The organism is uncultured Halomonas sp., assembly GCF_947501415.1.
In the GTDB taxonomy this organism is placed as follows: Bacteria; Pseudomonadota; Gammaproteobacteria; order Pseudomonadales; family Halomonadaceae; genus Halomonas.
The window spans coordinates 172872-194320 of sequence record NZ_CANMVL010000010.1; the positions used below are offsets into that span (position 1 = coordinate 172872).

Annotated in this window: 19 protein-coding genes and 1 pseudogene; 9 read left to right on the forward strand and 11 right to left on the reverse strand. The window is 65.2% G+C overall.

All coding sequences use genetic code 11. The annotated features are described in order from the left end of the window. Positions 1–94: 94 nt before the first annotated feature. The 4 genes from Q0894_RS08385 to Q0894_RS08400 all read right to left on the reverse strand — a co-directional run bounded on the left by Q0894_RS08385 (position 95) and on the right by Q0894_RS08400 (position 5693). On the reverse strand, positions 95–3196 hold the full coding sequence (locus tag Q0894_RS08385; RefSeq protein ID WP_299233670.1) for a molybdopterin-dependent oxidoreductase: 3102 nt from the start codon (positions 3194–3196) through the stop codon (positions 95–97). Further along, positions 3189–4397, reverse strand: a complete 1209-nt coding sequence (gene nrfD, locus Q0894_RS08390) for an NrfD/PsrC family molybdoenzyme membrane anchor subunit (RefSeq protein WP_299233672.1) — start codon at positions 4395–4397, stop codon at positions 3189–3191. The genes Q0894_RS08385 and nrfD overlap by 8 nt, the downstream gene beginning before the upstream one ends. Then, complete coding sequence (gene dsrO / locus Q0894_RS08395; protein ID WP_299233675.1) at positions 4381–5157, reverse strand: sulfate reduction electron transfer complex DsrMKJOP subunit DsrO; 777 nt, start codon at positions 5155–5157, stop codon at positions 4381–4383. Before dsrO ends, nrfD begins: the two co-directional genes overlap by 17 nt. 257 nt (positions 5158–5414) lie before the next feature. Beyond that, on the reverse strand, positions 5415–5693 hold the full coding sequence (locus tag Q0894_RS08400) for an XRE family transcriptional regulator (protein ID WP_299233678.1): 279 nt from the start codon (positions 5691–5693) through the stop codon (positions 5415–5417). Positions 5694–5916: 223 nt separating this feature from the next. On the opposite strand from Q0894_RS08400, the gene Q0894_RS08405 reads away from it, so the two are divergent. The 6 genes from Q0894_RS08405 (at position 5917) to Q0894_RS08430 (ending at position 13536) form a co-directional block, all read left to right on the forward strand. After that, positions 5917–7359: an APC family permease gene (locus Q0894_RS08405; protein ID WP_299233681.1), complete on the forward strand. Its 1443-nt coding sequence runs from the start codon at positions 5917–5919 to the stop codon at positions 7357–7359. A gap of 246 nt (positions 7360–7605) precedes the next feature. Beyond that, complete coding sequence (glaH, locus tag Q0894_RS08410; protein ID WP_299233684.1) at positions 7606–8586, forward strand: glutarate dioxygenase GlaH; 981 nt, start codon at positions 7606–7608, stop codon at positions 8584–8586. 103 nt (positions 8587–8689) lie between these two features. After that, positions 8690–9886: an L-2-hydroxyglutarate oxidase gene (gene lhgO / locus Q0894_RS08415; protein WP_299233687.1), complete on the forward strand. Its 1197-nt coding sequence runs from the start codon at positions 8690–8692 to the stop codon at positions 9884–9886. Between the two features lie 156 nt (positions 9887–10042). Continuing rightward, on the forward strand, positions 10043–11005 hold the full coding sequence (locus Q0894_RS08420) for a TAXI family TRAP transporter solute-binding subunit (protein ID WP_299233690.1): 963 nt from the start codon (positions 10043–10045) through the stop codon (positions 11003–11005). Positions 11006–11009: 4 nt separating this feature from the next. Then, complete coding sequence (locus Q0894_RS08425) at positions 11010–11522, forward strand: DUF1850 domain-containing protein (protein WP_299233692.1); 513 nt, start codon at positions 11010–11012, stop codon at positions 11520–11522. Between the two features lie 10 nt (positions 11523–11532). Continuing rightward, positions 11533–13536 carry a TRAP transporter permease gene (locus Q0894_RS08430; protein WP_299233694.1) on the forward strand — a complete coding sequence of 668 codons (2004 nt, stop codon included), beginning with the start codon at positions 11533–11535 and terminating at the stop codon, positions 13534–13536. Between the two features lie 99 nt (positions 13537–13635). On the opposite strand, the gene Q0894_RS08435 is transcribed toward Q0894_RS08430, so the two are convergent. Continuing rightward, positions 13636–14460 carry a hypothetical protein gene (locus Q0894_RS08435; RefSeq protein ID WP_299233696.1) on the reverse strand — a complete coding sequence of 275 codons (825 nt, stop codon included), beginning with the start codon at positions 14458–14460 and terminating at the stop codon, positions 13636–13638. Between the two features lie 236 nt (positions 14461–14696). Here Q0894_RS08435 and purE point away from each other — a divergent pair, with 236 nt between their 5' ends. Then, a complete protein-coding gene (gene purE, locus Q0894_RS08440) occupies positions 14697–15218 on the forward strand; it encodes a 5-(carboxyamino)imidazole ribonucleotide mutase (RefSeq protein ID WP_299233714.1) in 522 nt (173 codons plus the stop codon). Positions 15219–15264: 46 nt separating this feature from the next. After that, positions 15265–16377 (forward strand): 5-(carboxyamino)imidazole ribonucleotide synthase, encoded by a 1113-nt coding sequence (locus Q0894_RS08445; protein WP_299233735.1) that lies wholly within the window; start codon positions 15265–15267, stop codon positions 16375–16377. A 157-nt stretch (positions 16378–16534) separates the two neighbouring features. On the opposite strand, the gene Q0894_RS08450 is transcribed toward Q0894_RS08445, so the two are convergent. Further along, positions 16535–17527, reverse strand: a complete 993-nt coding sequence (locus Q0894_RS08450; RefSeq protein ID WP_299233736.1) for a YeiH family protein — start codon at positions 17525–17527, stop codon at positions 16535–16537. 98 nt (positions 17528–17625) lie between these two features. On the opposite strand from Q0894_RS08450, the gene Q0894_RS08455 reads away from it, so the two are divergent. Continuing rightward, on the forward strand, positions 17626–18579 hold the full coding sequence (locus Q0894_RS08455) for a LysR family transcriptional regulator (protein WP_299233737.1): 954 nt from the start codon (positions 17626–17628) through the stop codon (positions 18577–18579). Here Q0894_RS08455 and Q0894_RS08460 read toward each other — a convergent pair. The 5 genes and pseudogenes from Q0894_RS08460 to Q0894_RS08480 all read right to left on the reverse strand — a co-directional run. Continuing rightward, positions 18516–19352 (reverse strand): TraX family protein, encoded by an 837-nt coding sequence (locus tag Q0894_RS08460; protein ID WP_299233738.1) that lies wholly within the window; start codon positions 19350–19352, stop codon positions 18516–18518. The two genes, Q0894_RS08455 and Q0894_RS08460, sit on opposite strands and share 64 nt — an antisense overlap. 163 nt (positions 19353–19515) lie before the next feature. Next, entirely contained in the window at positions 19516–19638 is a 123-nt protein-coding gene (locus Q0894_RS08465; protein ID WP_366130988.1) for a transporter substrate-binding domain-containing protein, read from the reverse strand. Positions 19639–19686: 48 nt separating this feature from the next. Further along, entirely contained in the window at positions 19687–20454 is a 768-nt protein-coding gene (locus Q0894_RS08470) for an ABC transporter substrate-binding protein (protein ID WP_195689943.1), read from the reverse strand. A 134-nt stretch (positions 20455–20588) separates the two neighbouring features. After that, the gene (locus Q0894_RS08475; protein ID WP_299233757.1) at positions 20589–21320 is read right to left on the reverse strand and encodes an ABC transporter permease; all 732 of its coding nucleotides are present in this window, start codon (positions 21318–21320) and stop codon (positions 20589–20591) included. Then, a pseudogene (locus tag Q0894_RS08480) lies at positions 21320–21449 on the reverse strand (arginine ABC transporter permease ArtQ); the annotation flags it as partial. The pseudogene Q0894_RS08480 and the gene Q0894_RS08475, both read right to left, overlap by 1 nt.

Below are 21449 nucleotides of genomic sequence, written 5' to 3' on the forward strand. Positions count from 1 at the left end.
AAAAAACGCCGGGCGTCCGATGTCGGTGCGCCCGGCTATTGGGTCGAGTGCATGGGGCGGCGCTTCGCTCTCGAGAAGGGTGAAGCGCCGTTTCTCAGGCCTCGATACGGGAGACCCGGATCGGCAGGCCCTGGCGCACGGCAGCGCCGCTGATGGGCTCAAGCCAGGTGCCATCCACGCGGCGGGTGGGGTCCTTGAAGCCCAGGTCGTTGATGTTGATGCCGGCGCGCAGCCATTCGAGATCGGGCTGGGCCTCGCCGTCGATCACGTGGGGGGTGGCGCCCAGGTCACGGTGGCCGTAGCCGTGCTCGATGCCCAGTGCGCCGGGCATCACCCCTTCGCCGACCAGTGCCAGGCCAACCACGCTGCCGCCGGGGCTCTCGATGCGGATGGTGTCGCCGTGACTGATGCCGAAGCGCTCGGCGTCCTGGCGGTGCATCATCACCGGGTTGTAGGGCTTGATCATGCGCAGCCACTCGAGACCGATGGCGTAGGAGTTCATCAGGTTGGACTTGAACGAGAACGCCAGCAGTGGCCACTCCTCCTCGGTGAACACCTCGCGCATGGCGCGACCGTCGGCCAGCGGCGGCAGGGCATGGCGCGGCACACCACGGTTGGGCTGGCCACTCTGGGTGTTGATGCTGGTGCCCACCTGCTCGTTGTAGACGCACAGGGTGCGTTTCCAGGCGCTGGTGAGGTTCTCGCCCTTGAAATGGTCCTTGAAGTCCTCGAAGCGGCCGCCGCGGGCGTAGAGGTAGGCCACCGGGCCGCGCTCCTCGGGCTTGAGGGTGCGCTCGAGTTTCGGCAGCAGCGGCGCGATCCCGCCATGGGCGATATCGCTCTCGTCAGCGTCGGGCAGCGGCTCGCCCTGCATGGCCACGTTGGCGGCGGCGCGCAGGAAGAAGTCCTCGGCACGGTTGAGCGGGTGCAGGTTGCCGTCGGCGTCGGGGATCGCTCCCTCGCCGAAGCCGGGCAGCCCGAGGCGCTTGGCGGTGGCGATGAAGAAGCTCTCCATGGAGACCGGCTCGCCTTCTTCGGTCTTCTGCTGGCGCGGCTCCACCACCGGCCAGCAGGCGGTGGTCATCTTGCCCAGGTTGCCCTTCCAGGCGCCGGTGAAGCCCCACACCTCATACATCACCGAGTCCGGCACGATGTAGTCGGCGTAGCGGTTGGTCTCGTTGAGGAAGCCGTCGATGGCCACGAACAGCCCCAGGCGCTTGGGGTCCTTGATCTTCTCGGCAATCAGCGTCTCGAGGCCCGCCTGGCCGTAGATGGGGTTGGCCATGCAGCCGATCACCGCCTTGATCGGGTAAGGGTAGCCGTCCAGCGCCGAGGGCAGGTGCTCGGTGAGGGTAGGCGGTGCCAGCGAGCGCCAGGGGGCGCGGGCGGGGTAGGGGTTCTCGCCGGCGGCCACCTTGCGCTGGTACTCGGAGGACTTCTCGTAGGGGAAGCGCGAGCGGGAGAGGAAGACCCCCTTGGGTCCGCGCTTGCCGGGGAAGTTGGCCAGGTCGTAGCGGGGACCGGTGCCGACGCCGTTGAACTGGCCGCCGCCGGCGGCGCTGCCGCCCTTGCGGTTGTGGTTGCCGGCCAGCACGTTGAGCATCTGCATGCCGAAGGCGGCGTAGAAGCCGTTGCCGGACATCATCCCGCCATGGGAGTTGGTTACCGCGCGGCGGCCGTGGCGTGCGAAGCGCTCTGCCAGGTCGACGATGGTGGCCTCGGGGATGCCACAGTGTTCGGCATACTCGGTCAGGCTATGCTCGTTGGCGGACTCGCGAAGCAGGGTCATGCTGCTCTTTACCCGCACGCTCTCCCCGTCGGCGAGCTCTACCTCGCGGTCGACGAAGAGCTCGGCGCCCATCACCGCGTTGCCCTGTGCCAGTTTTCCGTCGGCCACCACCATGGGTACGTCGGCGTCGCTGCCGGCCTCGGCTTGGCCCAGGTCGCTAGCGCGCAGGAAGCGGCCGCGGTGCGGGTGCTCATCGTTGGTGATTACCAGGTGACTGGCGTTAGTGTGGGTCGCCTCGCCGGCGGCCTCGGCGGCGGGCTGGCCGGGAAGCTCCAGGAACGCCTTGGCGTAGCCCTCATGGTCGAGCAGCCACTGGATCATGGCCATGGCCAGGGCGCTGTCGCTACCCGGACGGATCGGTACCCAGCGGTTGTGGTCGGCGGCATGCGAGGCCGAGGCGTTGAGGCCCGGGTCGACCACCACGTACTCTAGGCTGCCCTCGGCCCGCGCCTGGGCGATCAGCCGCCCCTGGCGCTTGAAGGGGTTGCCGGCCTGGCTGGGGGCGGTGCCGACGTAGAGGATGAAGCGGGCGTTCTGGATGTCTGGCTTGGTATGGGCGTTCTTGGCCAGGTCGTCCATCACCGCGCCGGATCCCATGCGGTAGGCAAGGCCACAGTAAGAGCCGTGATGACCGTAGTTGCGGGTGGCGAAAGCGTTCATGGTGAAGCGCTTGAGCAGCGCGGAGCGGCCGTAGTCGGTGGCTTCCATCACCATCAGCTGGTTGGCCTTCGGGCCGTATTCGGGGTTCTCCGGGTCGATTAGTTCGTCATGGTTGTGGATAGCGCGCAGGCCGTCCACATGGCCCTCGCCGAACAGGTCACCGCCCTCGCAGATCTCCTCGATCAGTTGCTCGAAGCTGATCTTCTGCCATTCGCGGCCGCCGCGCTCGCCGACCCGCTTAAGGCAGTGGGTGACGCGGAAGGGGCTGTCGATCTGCGCCATCATGGCGTTGCCGCGGGCGCAGGCGGTGGAGCGGTTCTGCTGGCCCTGATCGCCATGGGCGCTCAGCCCGCGCAGGGCCTCGACCACCGGGGTGCGCATGGGCAAGTGCTCGTCGGCGGAGAGCGGGTGGTAGGGGTTGCCGGAGACGCGCAGTACCTGGTCGGTATCGTTGTCGACGCGTACCCGCACGCCGCACTTGGTGGTGCAGCCGTAGCAGACGGTGAAGGCAACGCGTTGGTCGGGGTTGAGGGTCAGCTCGCCACTCTCGGGGTCGACGTTGTATTCCGGTGCCAGGGAGTTGCCGTGGATGCGGTGTGCGGGTTTCTCTCCGGCGCTGCCGGTGACGCCCTTGCCCATCTTGATCAGTGGGTCGGAGTATCCGGCGGCGAAGGTGGCGGCGCCGCCGGCGGCGACGGCACCCTTCATGAAACGACGGCGTGAGGCATCGACAGGGGGCTTAGCCATGGCTGGGGGCTCCTTCAGTGGTTTCCGCAGCGCTTTTGGGGGCGGGGTGTGCGGGGGTAGAGGGCGCAGTTGAGAGCTCGGCGGCGCTGCCGCCCTGGTGTGCCTGGCGCCAAGGTAGCAGGAGGTCGATCAGCAGAGCGGCGGTGAGCCACAGGCCGAAGGTGCCGACGATGCCGAGAATGCCTGAAGAGCCGGCGGGAATGCCGTAGTGATGGAAACCGGCGCTGTGGCGGGCCACGGTCTGCACATCCATTAGAACCACCCAGCGGAACATCCAGCCGACATGCAGGGCCACCAGGCCGAGCAGCCAGGCCCAGGCATACAGCGTCGGGCGCCGAGAGGCAGGCCGAGTGATCAGATAGAGGACGGCGCCGAACAGCAGCAAGCCGGTGAGCCCGCCCCACAGGGCGGTGCCGCGCCACTCGGCGCTACCACGAACGGACTTCATTGCCGCCGCCACCGAGCCAGCGCTTACGTTGATGCCGTCGAGGAACCAGCTACCGGCAACGAGACCGGCGACCAGGCAGGCGCCGAACATCACCTTGAGCATCTGTCGGCTGACGGCCGTGCTGCGCTCACCGGCCACACGGTCGAGCACCAGGATCAGGCCGCTGGCGGCGATAAAGCCTGTGGCCACGAACATCGGTGGCAACCATACGGTGTGCCACAGCGGACGCGCCTTGACGATGGCGACCTCGGCGCCGGTGTAGAGCATGATGCCGGTGGAGAGGACGAGCGTGCCCAACCCCACCAGCACCAGCAGGGCCCGCGGAGTAGGGGTGTTACCCAATGACAACCAGCGTGCAGTGAAACCCACCATGCCGGGGGCCTGGCGCCTGGCTTGCAGCGCCGGACGCCAGGCCAACCAGGCCAGCACGATCACGCCGGTCACGTAGAGGGGCAGCACCAGGCTGCCGATGGACATCCAGGAGTGGCCGTTGGCATGGACATAGAAGTGCCAGAAGCGAAGCGGCTGGTGCAGATCGGCGAGCAGAGCCACCGGTGCCACCAGGGTGGTGGTCAGGCAGGCGAGCAGCGCCAGGCGTGCGGTGGGCAGCCAGGTCTGCCTGCCGAACACCAGCGCCGGGGCGGCCAGCCACAGGGTGGCGTAGGAGAGGGCGATCATGAAGAAGTACTGCACCGCCCAGGGATACCAGGCGATGTCGTAGCGTGGGGCGAGCAGCTCAATGGTGGAATTCATAACCCATCTCCTGGCCGTGGGGATCGAGGACTTCCAGTGCCACCGGCTCGGCGGTGGGGCGAGTGATGAAGCGCTCGTCCATGCCGAGGTAGAAGACCTGGGGCAGGGTGTTCTTCTCAGGCTGCAGCACCATCAGCTCACTGCGATGCTCCTCGATCATGCGGCTGATCTGGCTCTCCGGGTCGCGCATGTCACCGATGATCCGCGCGCCGCCCACGCAGCTCTCCACGCAGGCCGGCAGCAGGCCCGCCTCCAGGCGGTGGGCACAGAAGGTGCACTTGTCGGCTGTCTGGGTGCGCTCGTTGATAAAACGCGCGTCGTAGGGGCAGGCGTTGACGCAGTAGGCACAGCCCACGCAGCGGTCGCTGTCGACCACCACGATGCCGTCCTGGCGCTGGAAGGTGGCCTCCACCGGGCAGACCGGCACGCAGGGCGGGTTCTCGCAGTGGTTGCACAGGCGGGGCAGCATGAAGGTGGCGACATCCCCGGTCTCCTGATGCGCTACCTCGTACTGGGAGACGGTCGTGCGAAAGCTGCCCAGCGGGGCGGCATTCTCGATATGGCACGACACGGTACAGGCCTGGCAACCGATGCACTGGCGCAGATCGATCAGCATGCCGTAGCGCTTGGTGGGGTCGCCTTCACGACGCGGTGGCTGCTGGTTGATACCGGCATTGGCGGCGCTTGCGAGCGGTATCAGGGCAGCACCCGCACTCAAGCGGGCCAGCTGGCCGAGAAGGGTGCGGCGAATGGGGTCCATGGCGCCTCCGGTGGCCTTGGGTGGGGCGGGATCTTCCGCCTGTTCAAGAGGTAAGGCTGATACCGGAAGGTTACCTTTGGACGAGGAATGTTGGCTTGATGTCGATCAAGACTTCGTTAGCATGCTCCTAATATTCTCTTAATGCTTTCGCAAGGCACTGATGCGGATTAGATTTATTTTGACAGGGGAGGCAATAAAAAAACGCCCTGCGCTGTGCAGGGCGTTCGCTGTTCGGGGGAGGGTCATCGATCGCGTCGTCAGTGGGTAGCCCCCTGCTCCGCCACCGTGCGGTGGACGAGGCGTAGCTCATCGATCGAGAGGTGCTCCAGCTTCCCCGCCAGGAGGTCGCTGATCTTCTGCATCGGCAGCCCGGCGCGGCGAGCGATCTCGCGGCTGCCGAGGTCTGACACGGCGATAAGCCGGGTCACGATGCGCATGAGGCGTGTACGTTGTTCCAGGTCCCTGACATCGAGGTCAGGGCTGCTTCGCGGAGGGTCAAGGAGTTCCGCGGATCGGGACTGTCGTGCCGTGCTCATGATGCTCCATTAGGCGGTTGCGACAGTGACACTATGGCGACTCGCCGCCGTTTTTTCCAGTGTCGATTGCATACGGCTTTGGTGGGAAGAGATGGGGGCTGTCGACGAATGTCTACCCCGGGAATGTGGCACGTCTATTGCTGTGAGTCGTGGGTTTCTCTATTTTGTCGACGTTAATTAAAAACAGAATTTTTTCCCCAAAACGATAACTTTCGAGGATCCCATGACTCAAGATGTCGAGACCTCTCAGGGCCAGCTCTCGCGTGTGCTGGCTCGCAAGGATGTTCTCGCCCTGGCCTTCGGGGCCATGATCGGCTGGGGCTGGATCGTGCTGACCGGCAGCTGGATCCAGTCGGCCGGCAGCCTGGGGGCGATTACCGCCTTCCTGCTGGGCGGGCTGATCATCGTGCTGGTGGGTCTGACCTACGCCGAACTCGCCTCGGCGATGCCCCAGGTCGGCGGCGAGCACGTCTATAGTTACCGCGCCCTGGGCCACTTCGCCTCCTTCCTGTGCACCTGGGCGATCACCCTGGGCTATGTCAGCGTGGTCTCCTTCGAGGCCGTGGCGCTGCCCACGGTGGTGGAGCACCTGTTTCCCAACTACGCGGTGGGGCATCTGTGGACCATCGCCGGCTGGGAGGTGAAGGCCACCTGGGTGGCGGTCGGCGTCATCGGCTCGCTGCTGATGATGTGGATCAACTATGTCGGCGTGCGTACCGCGGCGCTGGTCCAGAAGGTGGTCACCCTGTTGATCCTGGCAGTGGGCGTGATGTTCATTACCGGGGCGCTGTTCCAGGGCAGCAGCGATACCATGCAGCCGCTGTTCAGCGTCGAGCAGGGCGTGGTGGGCGGCATCATGACGGTGATCATCATGGTGCCGTTCATGTTTGTCGGCTTCGACGTGATCCCCCAGGCCGCCGAGGAGATCAATCTGCCGTTTCGCGAGATCGGTCGAGTGCTGATGATTTCGGTGATCCTGGCGGTGTTCTGGTATGCCTTCATCATTCTTGGCACCTCCCTGATGCTCGACCCCGAGGCGCTGGGCGAGAGCTCGCTGGCGGTACCGGACGCCATGCAGGCGGTCTTTCAGGCGCCCTGGGCGGGCAATCTCATGATCCTGGCGGGTATCGCGGGGATCATCACCAGCTGGAATGCCTTCTATATCGGCGGTTCGCGTGCCATCTACGCCCTGGCGCACTCCGGCATGCTGCCGGCCTGGCTCGGCAAGCTGCATCCGCGCTATCGCACGCCCACCAACGCCATTCTGGTGATGGGGGTGCTCTCGGCGATCGCACCCTTCCTGGGGCGTCCGGCGCTGGTATGGCTGGTGGTGGCAGGTGGCCTCGGGATCGTGGTTGCCTATCTGTTCGTCTCGCTCTCCTTCGTCGTGCTGCGCCGCCGCGAGCCCGACATGGAGCGCCCCTTCAAGGTACGCCACGGCAAGCTGGTCGGTGCCCTGGCGGTACTGCTCTCCCTCGGGCTGTCCGCCATGTATCTGCCGGGCAGCCCCTCGGCACTGTCGGCCGTCGAGTGGATGCTCTTCGCCGGCTGGATGCTGCTTGGCCTGGCACTCTATGCCTGGTCCCGCGTTCGCTACGGTGTCGCCTACAGCGACAGGATGATGCAGCGTGAGCTGGCTGGTGGTGACCCCTACCCGGGGCGTTGACGTCCTCCTGCACGAGTAGGCCTTGGAAGCCTGTTTTTCGCCCCGGCCCTGTGCCGGGGCGATGCCATGTGTGGCCTGCTCGTGTGCCCTGCTTGTGCATCAGGGGCGGATACCGGCAGGGACAGCCAGTGCGTGCGGCCGAACCGGCAGCGGGTTAATAAAAAGTATAAAGCCAAATACAGTTGACGCTATTAAAAAGTGTCGATATTTTGAATGGGCAATCCAATATCCCCTGGAGCCCCTGACATGACCGTGCTGAGCCAGCTTCCCGAAACCGCCATGCCTCTGCCCGCCGACATCCGCGGCTTTACCCTGGCACCTTCTGCCCAGTCCCCGCGCCTGCTGCAGCTGACCATTTCCCGCGAGGTGGTCGAGGCCTTCCTCGCGGCGGTCAGCGAGTGGCCGGTGCAGGCGCTGGAGTACAAGTCGATGCTGCGTTTTCGGGTCGCCAGGATTCTCGATGACCTGTGCGACAACACCCTGCAGCCGGTGCTGATCAACACCCTGGTGGATCGTGACACCGGTGGCTTCCAGGTGGTGCCGGAAGGTCTGAATGATGTCGAGCAGGCCGATGACATGGTCAAGCTGGCCACTGCCGTGGCTCACCTGATGGGACGTTCCAACTTCGATGCCATGAGCGGGCAGTACTATGCGCGCTTCGTGGTCAAGAACGTCGACAACTCCGACAGCTACCTGCGCCAGCCGCATCGCGTGATGGAGCTGCACAATGATGGCACCTTCGTCGAGCAGGACACCGACTATGTGCTGATGATGAAGATCGACGAGCAGAACATGGAGGGCGGCAACTCCCTGCTGCTGCACCTGGACGACTGGGAAGACCTGGAGCGGTTCTTTGCTCACCCGCTGGCCCATCGCCCCATGCGCTGGACGGCACCGCCCAGCAAGAACGTGGCCCGTGATGTCTTCCACCCGGTGTTCGATGTCGACCGCGAAGGCCGCCCGGTCATGTCCTATATCGACCAGTTCGTGCAGCCCAAAGACTTCGAGGAGGGCAACTGGCTGACCGATCTCTCCGACTCCCTGGAGAACAGCCCTGGCATTCTCTCGGTGCCCAATCCGGTGGGCAGCTTCCTGCTGATCAACAACCACTTCTGGCTGCATGGTCGCGACCGTTTCAAGCCGCATCCGGACCTGCGTCGCGAGCTGATGCGCCAGCGCGGTTACTTCACCCACGCCAAGACCCTGCGCGATCCGCGCCAGGTGTAAGACGTGCCCAGGATCAATGGGTTACCCTGAAAAAGCCACGCCGTGTGAACGGCGTGGCTATTTCCATTGCTGGAGCGAGACTGACTGCTGGAGCGAGAACGGCATGCACGACTTTATCATCATCGGCGGTGGCATCCTGGGCATGTCCACCGCCATGCAACTCAAGCAGGCATACCCCGATCGCAGGATGCTGCTGCTGGAGAAAGAGGCGGGACCGGCACGGCATCAGACCGGCCATAACAGCGGCGTGATTCATGCCGGGGTCTATTACACCCCGGGCAGTCTCAAGGCGCGCTTCTGTCTCGAGGGCAATCGCGCCACCAGGGCGTTCTGTGATGAGCACGGCATCGCCTACGACACCTGCGGGAAGCTGCTGGTGGCGACCAGCGACCTCGAGATGCAGCGCATGGAGGCGCTATGGGAGCGTACCGCCGCCAACGGCCTTGAGCGCGAATGGCTCTCCGCCGAGGCGCTGGCCGAGCGTGAGCCCAATATCACCGGGCTGGGCGGGATCTTCGTGCCCTCCAGCGGCATCGTCGACTATGCCGAGGTGACGCGCGCGATGGCCGCCGAGTTCGAGCGGATGGGCGGCGAGATCCGCTACCACGCCGAGGTCACCGGCCTCGAGGAGCGCTCCCGGGAGGTGGTGGTCTCCAGCTCGGCCGGTGAGTTCACCGGGAGTTATCTCGTTACCTGCTCGGGGCTGATGGCCGATCGAGTGGTCCGCATGCTGGGCCAGGACCCGGGCTTCACCATCTGCCCCTTCCGCGGCGAATACTATCGGCTGCCGGAGAAGCACAATCAGATCGTCAATCACCTGATCTACCCGATTCCCGACCCCTCCATGCCGTTTCTCGGGGTGCATCTGACTCGCATGATCGACGGCAGCGTGACGGTGGGCCCCAATGCGGTGCTGGCGTTCAAGCGGGAGGGCTATCGCCGTCGTGATATCTCGCCTCGCGACCTGGCACAGATGTTCACCAATCCGGGGATTCTCAAGGTGCTGGGCAAGAACCTGCGCCCGGGCCTTGTCGAGATGAAGAACTCCCTGCACAAGCGCGGCTATCTCGAGCTGGTGCGCAAGTACTGTCCGGAGCTGACGGTCGAGGATCTCGAGCCCTATCCGGCGGGCGTGCGCGCCCAGGCGGTATCCCGAGACGGCAAGCTGGTGGACGACTTCCTGTTCGTGAACACTCGACGCACCCTCAATGTGGGCAATGCACCGTCGCCAGCTGCCACCTCGGCGCTCCCCATCGGCAGTCATATCGTCGATCAGGTGAAGACGATGGTGGAGGGGTGAGCCCCAGACCATCGTGGCATTGCCGAAATTCTTCTTAAACGTAGAATTTGCGCCGATAGGTTCTCACGCTGGGTCCGTGCTAGCTTGGGGGCCGTACGCTGTTCAGGCGTCGGAAACGACCACAAGACAACCTGGTTGCAGGACCGGAGGAATGCCATGAAAGCCTTGAAGTATGCCGCTGTCGCCTCGCTGATCGCGACGGCTCCGTTGGCGGCTGCCCAGCAGCAGCTCTCCATCGCCACCGGTGGTACCGGCGGCACCTACTATCCGCTGGGTGGTGGCCTTGCCGAGATGATCGGCAAGCATCTCGAGGGTTACGAGGCCGTCGCCGAAGTGACGGGTGCCTCGGTGGAGAACATGGGGCTGGTGTGGCGCGGTGACTCCGATCTCGCCCTGGCCCTGGCCGACACCGTGCATCAGGCCTACAGCGGCACCGGCGATTTCGAGGGTCGCCAGCTCGAGAACATCCGTGCGCTGGCATCGGTCTACCCCAACGCCGTTCAGCTGGTGACCCTCGCCGACTCCGGCGTCGAGAGCCTTGCCGACCTGAAGGGCAAGACGGTCTCGGTAGGGGCGCCGGGCAGTGGCACCGAGCTCAACGCCAGGGCGCTGCTCGAGGCCAACGGCATCGGCTACGATGACTTCGACCCGCGCCGTCTCAACTTCAACGAGACGGCCGATGCCATCCGTGACGGTGATATCGCCGCTGGCTTCTGGAGCGTGGGGCCGCCCACCAGCTCGATCATGAACCTGGCCACTACCCGGGATGTCCGCCTGGTCGGCCTCTCCGACGAGGAGGTGGCCAATGCGCGCGAGAGTGTACCGGTATTCGCCTCCTACGAGCTGCGTGCCGGCCTCTACGAGGGAATGGAAGAGGGCGTGCAGACCATCGGTATCCCCAACGTGCTGGCGGTGAGCAGCGAGATGGACGAGGAGCTCGCCTACCAGATCACCAAGATGCTCTTCGAGCGCACCGATGAGCTGATCGAGGTCCACCCGGCGGCCAACGACACCACTGTGGAGTTCAGCGTCAACTCCACCCCGATCGCCTTCCATCCGGGCGCACTGCGCTACTACGAGGAGGTTGGCGCCGAGATCGCCGACCACCAGCGTCCCTGAGGCGATGCGTGACCGGTATCTGACAGCAGGGCGGGCCACCAGGCCCGCCCTGCTGCTGTGTGCAGGCCTGCTCCTGGCCAGCCCGGCGGTGGGACAGGAGCCGGCCCGCCTCGAGGTAAGCGGCGAGCAGGGGGGCACCCTGGTGTCGCTGCCCATGCCCGAGGGCGACGGCTGGTGTCTGGAGTGGAACCACTCGGTAGAGGGGTTTCCGGTCCTCGACTGCTATCGGCATCGTGATGGACGCATGGTGCTCGAGCGTAGCCACCTGCCGGACTTCGCCGCCGGGCTCGATCATATCCCCGGTCGTGGTCGCCAGGTATCGGACGGCGAAGGGGGGTACTGGATCGAGGATCTCGACGAGCCGGTGCCGGGCAATGCCTACCGCCTGCGGGTGGGGAGTCTCGCCGTCGACCACCGTCTGGTGGTGGATGGGCAACGCATCAGTCTGAGCCAGCTGGCCGCCGACCACCGCGTTACCGTACGCCTGGTCACCCCTGCTGGCGATCCAACACCCTGAGAAAATCGCAATGAATGATTCGGACAACTCTCCTATCGTGCCCGGCAGCCAGGCGAGTCACGCCCGGCCGGTGCTGTGGCTGATCACGCTGGTGGCGGTGGGCCTGTCGCTGTTCCAGCTCTACTCCGCCGGCATCGAGCCGCTGGGACTCTTCTACCAGCGCAGCATCCACCTGATGCTGATCATGATGCTGGCCTTCCTGATGTTTCCGGTATTCGGACCGCGACGACCCCGTGGGCTCATCGGTTGGCTGCTCGATGCCACCTTCTTCGCCGGGGCGCTGGTCACCGGCGGCTACCTGGTGCTCTACCTCGACGAGATCATCAATCGTGCCGGCTTCTGGAGTCAGACCGATATCCTGGTCGGCTGCATCGCCACCGTGACCGTGCTGGAGGCGGCTCGCCGTGCGGTGGGTCTGGGCATGACGGTGATCGGGGTGATCGCCCTGCTCTATGCCTTCGCCGGTCCACGTGGCGACCTGCCGTGGCTGGGCGAGTGGCTGCCCGGCATCCTCGAGCACCGTGGCTACAGCCTGGATCGCCTGGTGGGCCAGCTCTACCTGGGGCAGGAGGGCATCTTCGGCCTGCCCATGGGCGTGGCGGCCACCTATATCTTCATCTTCGTGCTGTTCGGCGCCTTTCTCGAGATCACCGGCGCCGGCAAGTTCTTCATCGACCTGGCCTACGCCGCCACCGGCCGCCAGCGCGGTGGACCGGCCAAGGCGGCGGTGATCGCCTCGGCCGGCATGGGATCGATCTCCGGCAGCGCGATCGCCAACGTGGTGACCACCGGCGCCTTTACCATCCCGCTGATGAAGCGCCTTGGCTACAAGCCCCATCAGGCCGGGGGCATCGAGGCGGCGGCCTCCACCGGTGGGCAGATCATGCCGCCGCTGATGGGTGCCGGCGCCTTCTTGATCGCCGAGTACACTCGGATGCCTTACCTTGATGTGGTCAAGGTCAGTATCCTGCCGGCGATCATGTACTTCGGTACGGTCTACCTCTTCGTGCACATCATCGCCCTGAAGCAGGGCATGCAGGGCATGGCCAGGAGTGAGCTGCCGCAGATGCGCGACGTGATGTCTTCCGGCTGGCACTTCCTGCTGCCGCTGGCGGTGCTGGTGTGGCTGCTGGTGATGAACATGTCGCCGATGCGGGTTGGCTACTATGCCATCCTCACCATGCTGGCCGTGGCGGTGCTGCGCTTTCTGGTCTGGATGCTCTTCGTGGCCCCGCAGCAGGGGGAGCCGGTGACCGGAGAACGCCTGGCCACCGCCACCCGCAATGGTCTGCTGAAGCTGATGGAGGGGCTCGAGCTGGGGGCACGCAATGCGGTCGCCGTCTCCATGGCCTGTGCGGTGGCCGGCATCATCGTCGGGGTGGTGGGGCTGACCGGGCTGGGTCTGAAGTTCTCCTCCATGATGCTGGCCTTCTCGGGCGGCAACCTGCTGCTGGCCCTGGTCATGGTGCTGCTGGCCAGCCTGGTGCTGGGCATGGGGCTGCCGGTGACTGCCAGCTATATCGTGCTGATCGTGCTGGTCGGCCCGGCACTGACCGCCGAGTTCGGCGTTCCGCTGCTGATCGCCCACCTGGTGGTGTTCTGGTACTCCCAGGACTCCAACGTCACGCCGCCCATCGCCCTGGCCGGCTTCGCCGGGGCGGCGATCGCCGGGGCCAAGCCGATGGAAACGGGCTTCCAGGCCTGGAAGTTCGCCAAGGGGCTCTATCTGATCCCGCTGTTCATGGTCTATAACCCCGAGATCATCATGGGGGGACCCTGGCCGCTGCTGATATGGACCGGGTTGACGGGCTTCCTCGCCCTGGCCGCCTTCGCCGCAGCGCTGGAGGGCTATCTGTTTACCCGCATGGCGTGGCCCGTTCGTGTGTTGCTGTTACCTGCCATCGTGGCGGTGTTCTACCCCAGCCTGATGGTGGAGGCCGCCGGGGCCGCGACGATGCTTGCCGTGATCGTCGGCAACTGGGTGGCGAGCCGGCGTGGCGCACTCCCCGCCTGACGCCACACCGTCGCATGAAGCGTGGCATGACGAAAGAGGCCCGCTCGGTTCCCCCGAGCGGGCCTCTGTATGGTGCAGGGTTGGTGAAAGGCGCGTGAGTTACTGGGTCGAGGCTTCCGCTTCGGCCTCCGCCTCGGCTTCTGCCGCCACATCCGCCGTGGCATTCGCGGCTTCCTTGGTGGCCTCGGCCGTCTCTTCCGTGGCACCCAGTGCCATTTCCTTGGCCTCTTCGACCAGATTGCCGGCGGCATCAACCGCGTCGGCGGTCATCTCCTTGGCCGAGTCGACAACATTGGCGGTGACGTCACCCGCCGCATCCAGGGCGCTGGCGGTTTCTTCAGCGGCCTCGTCGCCCGCAGCTTCCAGGTTCTCGCCGGCGGCCTCGGCGGCTTCTCCGGTTTCCTGAGCGATCTCGTCACCCGTGGCCTCGGCGGCTGCAGCCGCCTCACCGGCCTCCTGGGCGGCTTCGTCACCCGCGGCCTCCAGGTTCTCGCCGGCGGCCTCGGCGGCCTCTTCGGTTTCCTGGGCGACCTCGTCACCCGCGGCTTCGGTGGCTGCGGCGGCCTCGCTGGCCTCCTGGGCAGCCTCGTCACCCGCTTCCTCCATGGCCTGACCTGCTTCCTCGGCGGCCTGTTCGGATTCTGCGCCGGCTTCATCCAGCGCCTGTTCGGTTTCGGCGGCGGCTTCGTCCATGGCCTCACCGGCCTCGTCGGTTGCCTCGTCGAGCTCAGCTTCCGCGGCCTCTGCGGCTTCGGCGGTAGCGTCTGCCGACTCCTCGACGGCCTGTTCGGCGGACTCGGCTGCCTGTTGCGCCTCCTGCTTGGCGGCCTCCTCGTGCTGAGTCGTCTGGTCGTTATCGGAGTCGCAACCGACCAGCAGCAGCGAGCCGGCGAATGCCGCGGTGAAAATCAGGGAACGCTTCATGGTTAGTCTCCTTCATCGAGTTTCAGGCGAGCTAGTCCAATATGCCCACACAGAAGCCACTGTAGCAGCCAATGAAGCACGCAGCATGCAAGCTTTTGTATGCTTTCGGCAACACCACAGTGCTAGACCCGGGCTGTCTGCATGGTCAAGATGACTGGGAAGGCCTGCACCGCTAAAATGATCGGCTTTCCTTTTATTCACTCTTTTCCTGTAGGGGAAGTCCCGAGGAGCAGGCCATGCAGTCCGCTACACAGACGCCGAAGGTCGGCGTGATCATGGGGTCGAAATCTGACTGGCCGATAATGGAACATGCCGTCGAGATGCTCGAGCGTCTGGGAGTGGCTTACGAGACTCGAGTCGTCTCGGCTCACCGTACGCCTGACCTGCTCTTCGATTATGCGAAGTCAGCGGCCGAGCGCGGCCTCGAGGTGATCGTCGCCGGCGCCGGCGGCGCCGCCCATCTGCCGGGCATGGTGGCCTCCCAGACCGCACTGCCCGTGCTGGGGGTGCCGGTGGAGTCCAAGGCGCTCAAGGGTCTGGACTCACTGCTCTCCATCGTGCAGATGCCTGGTGGTATCGCTGTGGGCACCCTGGCCATCGGCAAGGCGGGCGCCACCAATGCGGGACTGCTGGCGGCGCAGATCGTGGGTCTTCAGGATGACAGGGTGCGCGCCGCCGTGGAGGCGTTTCGCGCCGATCAGACGCAGACGGTGCTCGACAATCCTGACCCCCGGCCTGATTCACGGACCGAGCCCTGAATAGCCAGCCCTGATAGCCTGATAGAGAGATATAGAGGAGATCATCATGAACATCGGTGTTCTGGGTGCCGGTCAGCTCGGTCGCATGCTGGCCCTGGCTGGCTACCCGCTGGCCAACCGTTTTACCTTTCTTGATACCACCGGGCATCCCAGTGCCGGTATCGGCGATGTGATGGTAGATACCGACCGCAGGCACCTGGCGGCCTTCCTCGAGAAGGTGGATCTGGTCACCTACGAGTTCGAGCATCTGCCGGTGTCGCTGGTACAGGAGATCGAGGAGGTGAAACCGGTCTACCCGTCCAGCGAAGCGATCCGTGTCTGCCAGAATCGTGCCGAGGAGAAGGCGCTTTTCGATCGCCTGAGCATTCCTACCCCGGCCTACCGCCTGGTGGAGAGTGCCGACGAGCTGGAGGCGGCGGCCCGTGAGCTGGGAACGCCGGTGGTGGCCAAGTCGGTCACCGAGGGCTACGACGGCAAGGGCCAGGCGGTGCTGCGTGATCCCGCCGAGGCGGCCGAGGCGTGGCGTGCCATCGCCCATCCGCGGTTGATCGTGGAGTCCTTCGTCGACTTCGTGCGTGAGGTATCGATCATCGCGGTGCGTGGTCGCGACGGCGAGGTGGTCTTCTACCCCATGGCCGAGAACCAGCATGTGGATGGCATCCTGCGCTACTCCATCGCCCCGCTGCCGGACCTGGCCGACAGCCTGCAGCAGACAGCCGATGGTTATATTCGGGCGCTGCTCGATGAGCTCGACTATGTGGGCGTGCTGACCCTGGAGCTGTTCCAGTGTGCCGACGGCAGCCTGCTGGCCAACGAGATGGCGCCTCGTGTGCACAACTCCGGTCACTGGACCCAGGATGGTGCAGTGACCAGCCAGTTTGAGAACCATCTGCGTGCCATTCAGGGGCTGCCGCTGGGGGATACCGCCGCGCGCATGCCCACCTGCATGGTCAACGTGATCGGCCGAGAGGGCGACTCGTCCGCCATCCTGGCGCTCGAGGACGCCCATCTGCATCGCTACGACAAGAGCGAGCGCGCCGGTCGCAAGCTGGCCCATGTCAATCTGCTTGCGCCGACTCATGAGGCGCTGCTGGAGCGGGTTCGCGCCTGCGCCGCGCTGCTCCCCGAGGCGCCTGCGCCGAGCTTCAGCTTCGAGTAGGCCTGCAGGGTCCACCCAGATACAGGTTCCGGCCAGGCCTTGACCGGCCCGTAAGCAGACAGGCCGCCCCGTTTGGGGCGGCCTGTCTGCGCTTTATGGCCTGGTCTCTGTATGGCTATGGCCGGGTCGCTGTATGAACTGGACGCGGGCGAGGGGCTCAGCCCATCAGCAGGGTGCTGGCCAGCAGACCGCCCCCGAGCAACAGCACGAACAGCGTCAGGGCCAGGATAAAGGGCTTGATACCCAGAGCCTTGAGCTTCTCGACCCGCGTCTCATAGCCCAGTGCCGCCATGGCCATGGTCAGCGCCAGCTGACCGGCCATGGCCAGCCCATCGTGCAGCGGGGCGGGCAGGGTGACCAGGCTGTTGAACACCACCATGGCCAGGAAACCGAACGCAAACCAGGGGATCACCAGGCTGGTCCTCTCTGCGCCGGCCTCGGCAGGCTGGTGGCGCAGCCACCACTGTCCGACGATCAGCAGGAAGGGCACCAGCAGCATCACCCGCACCAGCTTGACGATGACCGCATTGGCCAGGGCATCGGGGCCCACTGCCTCGCCGGCGGCGACCACTTGGGCGACCTCGTGCACGGTGGCGCCGATATAGACACCGAACAGCCCCTCATCCATGCTCAGCAGCGGATAGAGCAGCGGGTAGACCAGCATCGCCAGGGAGCCGAACAGGACCACCGTGGCCACGGCCATGGAGGTGGCAGCGGGGCGCGAGCGAATGGTCGATTCGGTGGCGAGTACCGCCGCGGCGCCACAGATGGCGCTGCCGGCGCTGGTCAGCAGGGTGGTCTCGCGATCCATGCCGAGCACTCGGGTGCCGATCAGGTAGCCCGCGGTGAGCACGCTGATGATCACCAGGGTGTCGAGCAGCAGCACCCTGGGTCCGAGTGCCATGATCTGTTGCAGGGTCAGGGAGAGACCGAACAGGACGATACCGCCGCGCAGCAGCCAGCGAGTGGCGAACTTCAACCCCGGGCCGGTGGCGGAAAGGCGCCGGGCCAGGGGCAGGTTACCGGCCACGATGCCCAGCAGCAGCGCCACCACCAGGGGGCTTATCCCGGCATCGGCCAGTGGTGGGAGCCGCGTAAGCCCGAAGCCGGCTATCGTCAGGGTTGTGCAGACCAGCAAGCCTTGCCACATGTCGTTACTCTCTAGTGCTGTTTATGTGGCGTATGTTATGCCCTAATAACACATCAGGTTATCAGTTAATAACGAACTGGCTTTTCGGAAAAACCGATATGACACCCATGGTGAGCTTTCGCCAGCTTCAGGTCTTCGCCACGGTGGCGCGTCTCGGCTCGGTCAGCGCCGCGGCCCGAGAGCTGTGCCTGTCGCAGTCGGCGACCAGCCAGGCCCTCTCGGAGCTGGAGCGCCAGCTGGCCGTGGCGCTGTTCGAACGCCATGGCCGGCGCTTGCGGCTCAATGATCTGGGACGCCAACTGCTGCCCCGGGCCGAGCAGCTGCTCGACGGTGTGGAGGCCTTCGTGGCGGCGGCCACCGAGCCCGAGGGTGAACTGCATGGCGTGCTCGACGTGGCGGCCAGTGCCACCGTGGGCACCTATTTGCTGCCGGGGCTGGTTGGGCGCTTCAGCGAGGCCCACCCCGGGACGGACCTGCGCCTGCGGCTGCGCAATACCCACGAGGTGATCAGCGATGTGTTGCGCCTGGAGGCGGACCTGGGCCTGATCGAGGGCGAGTGCCGGGAGCCGAGGCTGGAAAGCGAGTCCTGGTGCGAAGACCGTCTGGTGGTTGTCTGCGCGCCTTCTCACCCACTGGCCGGACATGAGCGGCTGGATGATGCCGCCCTGGGAGAGGCGGCATGGATCCTGAGGGAATCGGGCTCCGGGACGCGAGAGGTCTTCGAGCAGGCGATGCGCGATCGCGGGGTGCTGCCCCGGGTACGCATGGAGCTTGGGCAGCATGAGGCGATCAAGCAGGCGGTGCTGGCCGGCCTGGGGCTGGGGTGCCTGTCACGTCTGAGCGTGGCCGGTGAGCTCGCCCGCGGGGAGCTCGTCCCGCTGGACAGCGGACTGGACCTGCGTCGGACCTTCTCCCTGGTATGGCACCCCGAGCGTTATCGCAGTCCGCTGTGGCAGGCGTTTAAGGTGTTTCTCATCGAGACTGGGCCTCAGGAAGACCCACTCGCGAGCTCGCCCGTCAGCCACAGCAACAGGGCGATGCCCGCGAAGTGACCGGGGTACCAGGCGAGCCATAGTCTACGGGGCATCCGGAAGGGTACCCCGTGGACGAGACGGTGCGCCCCCGAGGCCAGCAGCAGCACGGCAAGGCAGGTGGCGACGGTGAAGGACTTGGCCATGTCGGAGCTGTTCATCATGCCGGCCACCAGCAGCACAGGTAGAGCCATGCCGGTGGCTCGGAGTCGCTCGGTGAACTCTGGACTGGCCAAGTGGAGGTATTGCATGGCCAGCATATACAGCGGGATCATCAGCAGGCCCAAATGGCTGTATTCGACCCACTGGCCGGCGATCAGCCATGCGCCCAGGGCAACGGCGGCCTCGACGGCCAGCCGTGCATTGCTCAGGGCGTCGTTGGCGATACGTGCCGGCAGGCGCTTCAGCCAGGTTCCTCCTGCCAGGCTCAACGAAAGGGTGAAGCAGATATTGAGGATCAGGCCGTCGGATGACCTGGGCATCATCATGTAGGGTAGCTGGGCCACGAGGCCGATCATCAGGATGCGCCGGGCATAGCGCAGTGGGTTGCGTGTATTGAAGAGCCCATGCCAGGCGACCATGGCCGCGAACAGGGGGAAGGCGATACGGCCGATGGAGGAACCGGCCCACCCCAGTCCCCAGCTATCCGGTGCGACATAGCGGGTCAGGTGGTCCACGGTCATGGTGATCAGGGCAAGCCATTGACCCCAGTCGGTCCAGGTGGATGAAGGCCGGGCCTTGCCTCCCGCGGCGTGGCTTGCGGTATAGGTGGGCGCGCTCCCTTGTCGTGTCATCGAAATCTCCCTGGTGATGATGCGAATCAACCGACCAGCACTGATGAGGGGAGTTCCCAGTCGCCACTCGGCGACATGATCGGTTGAAACGTGCTGGCGGGGTCCCAGAGGGCCTCGTCGGTGAGAGGTGACAGCTGACAGTGGGGGGCTTATGGCGGTTGGCTCATTCCTCGCCGAAGTATTTGCTTTGGATCTCTTCGTAGGCGCCACTTTTCTTCAGCTCGGCCAGTGCCTCGTTGAAGTCTCTGGCTAGCTCGCGGTCGCGCTTGCGAAAGGCGACGCCCACGCCCTGGTCGAAGTCGCCTGCCCCGGGAATGCCGGGGCAGGTCGGGCGTCACTCGCCGAAGTACTCGGCGTGGATCTCGTCGTAGGTGCCATTCGCCTTCAGTTCGGCCAGTGCCTCGTTGAAGGTCTCGGCCAGCTCCTGGTCACGCTTGCGGAAGGCGATGCCGAAGCCCTCACCGAAGTACTCCTTGGGCTCGGTGATCATCTCGCCGACCACCTTGTAGTCACCCGCGTCGCTGTCGAGCAGGGTGGACTTGCCGATCGGGAAGTCGAGGAAGACCGCGTCGAGGCGGCCGGAGTCCATGTCCAGCACCATGTCGTCGGCGGTGGCGTAGCGTTTCACGTCGGCCACGTCGCCATACATGTCGGTGGCGTAGTTGTCCTGCAGGGTGCCACGCTGCACGCCGATGGTCAGACCCTCGAGGGTCTCCTTGGAGGGGGTGCCGATCTGCATGTCGCCAGGGGCGAACCAGGCCGAGGGTGGGGTGATGTAGGGGTCGGAGAACAGTACCTGCTCGCGACGCTGCTCGTTGATGGTCATCGACGACATGATGGCGTCGTACTTGCGCGCCATCAGGCCGGGGATGATGCCGTCCCACCCCTGCACGACCCATTCGCAGTCGATACCGATCTCGGCACACAGGGCGTTGCCCAGATCGATATCGAAGCCGGTGAGTTCACCATCCGGGGTACGGTACTCCATGGGCTCGTAGGGGACGTCGACGGCGATGCGGAGGTCACGCACCTCGGCACTGGCGGAGCCGGCCACCAGGGCGGCACCGAAGGCGCCGAGGCTCAGAATCTTGTGTAGCTTCATGGGTGGGTCCTGTCATTGTTGATGGAATCACCTTGGGGGTGATGACAGGCCAACCTTAGCGGATCCGACAGAGGGTCGAAAGGGGAGCCGGCGTGGAGGTAAACGCCAGCTCCCAACGATCGATTGACGCATTCTCAGCCGCCGGCGGGCTTGAGATGAGCCAGCAGCCGCTTCTCCAGATAGCGGAACAGGTAGAGGATGGCGAAGGTCAGGCAGAGATAGATGGCCGCCACGAACAGGAAGGCGTCGAAGGGGGCATAGAAGCGTGCATAGACGAAACGCGCCGCCCCGGTCAGGTCCATGATGGTAACCACGCTGGCGATGGCGCTGGCGTGGAGCATGAAGATCACCTCGTTGCCGTAGGCGGGCAGCGCGCGGCGGAAGGCGCTGGGCAGCACGATCCGGCGCAGCATGAGGCGCTGGGTCATGCCATAGGCGCGTGCCGCCTCGATCTCGCCGCGGGGGGTGGCCTTGATGGCGCCACGGAAGATCTCGGTGGTGTAGGCCGCGGTGTTGAGGGTGAAGGCGACCAGCGCCGGCACGAAGGGCTTCTCGAGCAGCACCCATAGCCAGGTATCCTGGATGCCCTCGACGAACACCACCCCATAGTAGATGAGATAAAGCTGTACCAGCAGGGGGGTGCCGCGGAACACGTAGCAGTAGAGAAAGATCGGAAGGCTGATCCAGCGATGCCGTGAACCACGGCCGATGGCCAGGGGAACGGCCAGTACCAGGCCGATCACCAGCGACAGGAACACCAGCTGCACGGTGGTCACCAGCCCCTCGCCGTAGTAGCCGAGGGTCTGCAGGGTGAAGATGCTGTTGTCGGCCAGCAGGGCCTCGAGTCGACTCATCAGGGTGTCCATCACTTGACCTCCCCGAAGCCGACGTCATAGCGCTTCTGCAGGCGGGCGAAGCCCCACTCGGAGACGCTGGCGATCAGCAGGTAGACCGCCGCGACGATGATCATGAAGGTGAAGGGCTCGCGGGTCGCC

Excerpts from the sequence above, each read along its gene's own strand:
- Q0894_RS08385 (WP_299233670.1), bottom strand. The coding sequence starts at position 3,196 with ATGGCTAAGCCCCCTGTCGATGCCTCACGCCGTCGTTTCATGAAGGGT.
- nrfD (WP_299233672.1), bottom strand. The coding sequence starts at position 4,397 with ATGAATTCCACCATTGAGCTGCTCGCCCCACGCTACGACATCGCCTGG.
- dsrO (WP_299233675.1), bottom strand. The coding sequence starts at position 5,157 with ATGGACCCCATTCGCCGCACCCTTCTCGGCCAGCTGGCCCGCTTGAGT.
- Q0894_RS08400 (WP_299233678.1), bottom strand. The coding sequence starts at position 5,693 with ATGAGCACGGCACGACAGTCCCGATCCGCGGAACTCCTTGACCCTCCG.
- Q0894_RS08405 (WP_299233681.1), top strand. The coding sequence starts at position 5,917 with ATGACTCAAGATGTCGAGACCTCTCAGGGCCAGCTCTCGCGTGTGCTG.
- glaH (WP_299233684.1), top strand. The coding sequence starts at position 7,606 with ATGACCGTGCTGAGCCAGCTTCCCGAAACCGCCATGCCTCTGCCCGCC.
- lhgO (WP_299233687.1), top strand. The coding sequence starts at position 8,690 with ATGCACGACTTTATCATCATCGGCGGTGGCATCCTGGGCATGTCCACC.
- Q0894_RS08420 (WP_299233690.1), top strand. The coding sequence starts at position 10,043 with ATGAAAGCCTTGAAGTATGCCGCTGTCGCCTCGCTGATCGCGACGGCT.
- Q0894_RS08425 (WP_299233692.1), top strand. The coding sequence starts at position 11,010 with ATGCGTGACCGGTATCTGACAGCAGGGCGGGCCACCAGGCCCGCCCTG.
- Q0894_RS08430 (WP_299233694.1), top strand. The coding sequence starts at position 11,533 with ATGAATGATTCGGACAACTCTCCTATCGTGCCCGGCAGCCAGGCGAGT.
- Q0894_RS08435 (WP_299233696.1), bottom strand. The coding sequence starts at position 14,460 with ATGAAGCGTTCCCTGATTTTCACCGCGGCATTCGCCGGCTCGCTGCTG.
- purE (WP_299233714.1), top strand. The coding sequence starts at position 14,697 with ATGCAGTCCGCTACACAGACGCCGAAGGTCGGCGTGATCATGGGGTCG.
- Q0894_RS08445 (WP_299233735.1), top strand. The coding sequence starts at position 15,265 with ATGAACATCGGTGTTCTGGGTGCCGGTCAGCTCGGTCGCATGCTGGCC.
- Q0894_RS08450 (WP_299233736.1), bottom strand. The coding sequence starts at position 17,527 with ATGTGGCAAGGCTTGCTGGTCTGCACAACCCTGACGATAGCCGGCTTC.
- Q0894_RS08455 (WP_299233737.1), top strand. The coding sequence starts at position 17,626 with ATGACACCCATGGTGAGCTTTCGCCAGCTTCAGGTCTTCGCCACGGTG.
- Q0894_RS08460 (WP_299233738.1), bottom strand. The coding sequence starts at position 19,352 with ATGACACGACAAGGGAGCGCGCCCACCTATACCGCAAGCCACGCCGCG.
- Q0894_RS08470 (WP_195689943.1), bottom strand. The coding sequence starts at position 20,454 with ATGAAGCTACACAAGATTCTGAGCCTCGGCGCCTTCGGTGCCGCCCTG.
- Q0894_RS08475 (WP_299233757.1), bottom strand. The coding sequence starts at position 21,320 with ATGGACACCCTGATGAGTCGACTCGAGGCCCTGCTGGCCGACAACAGC.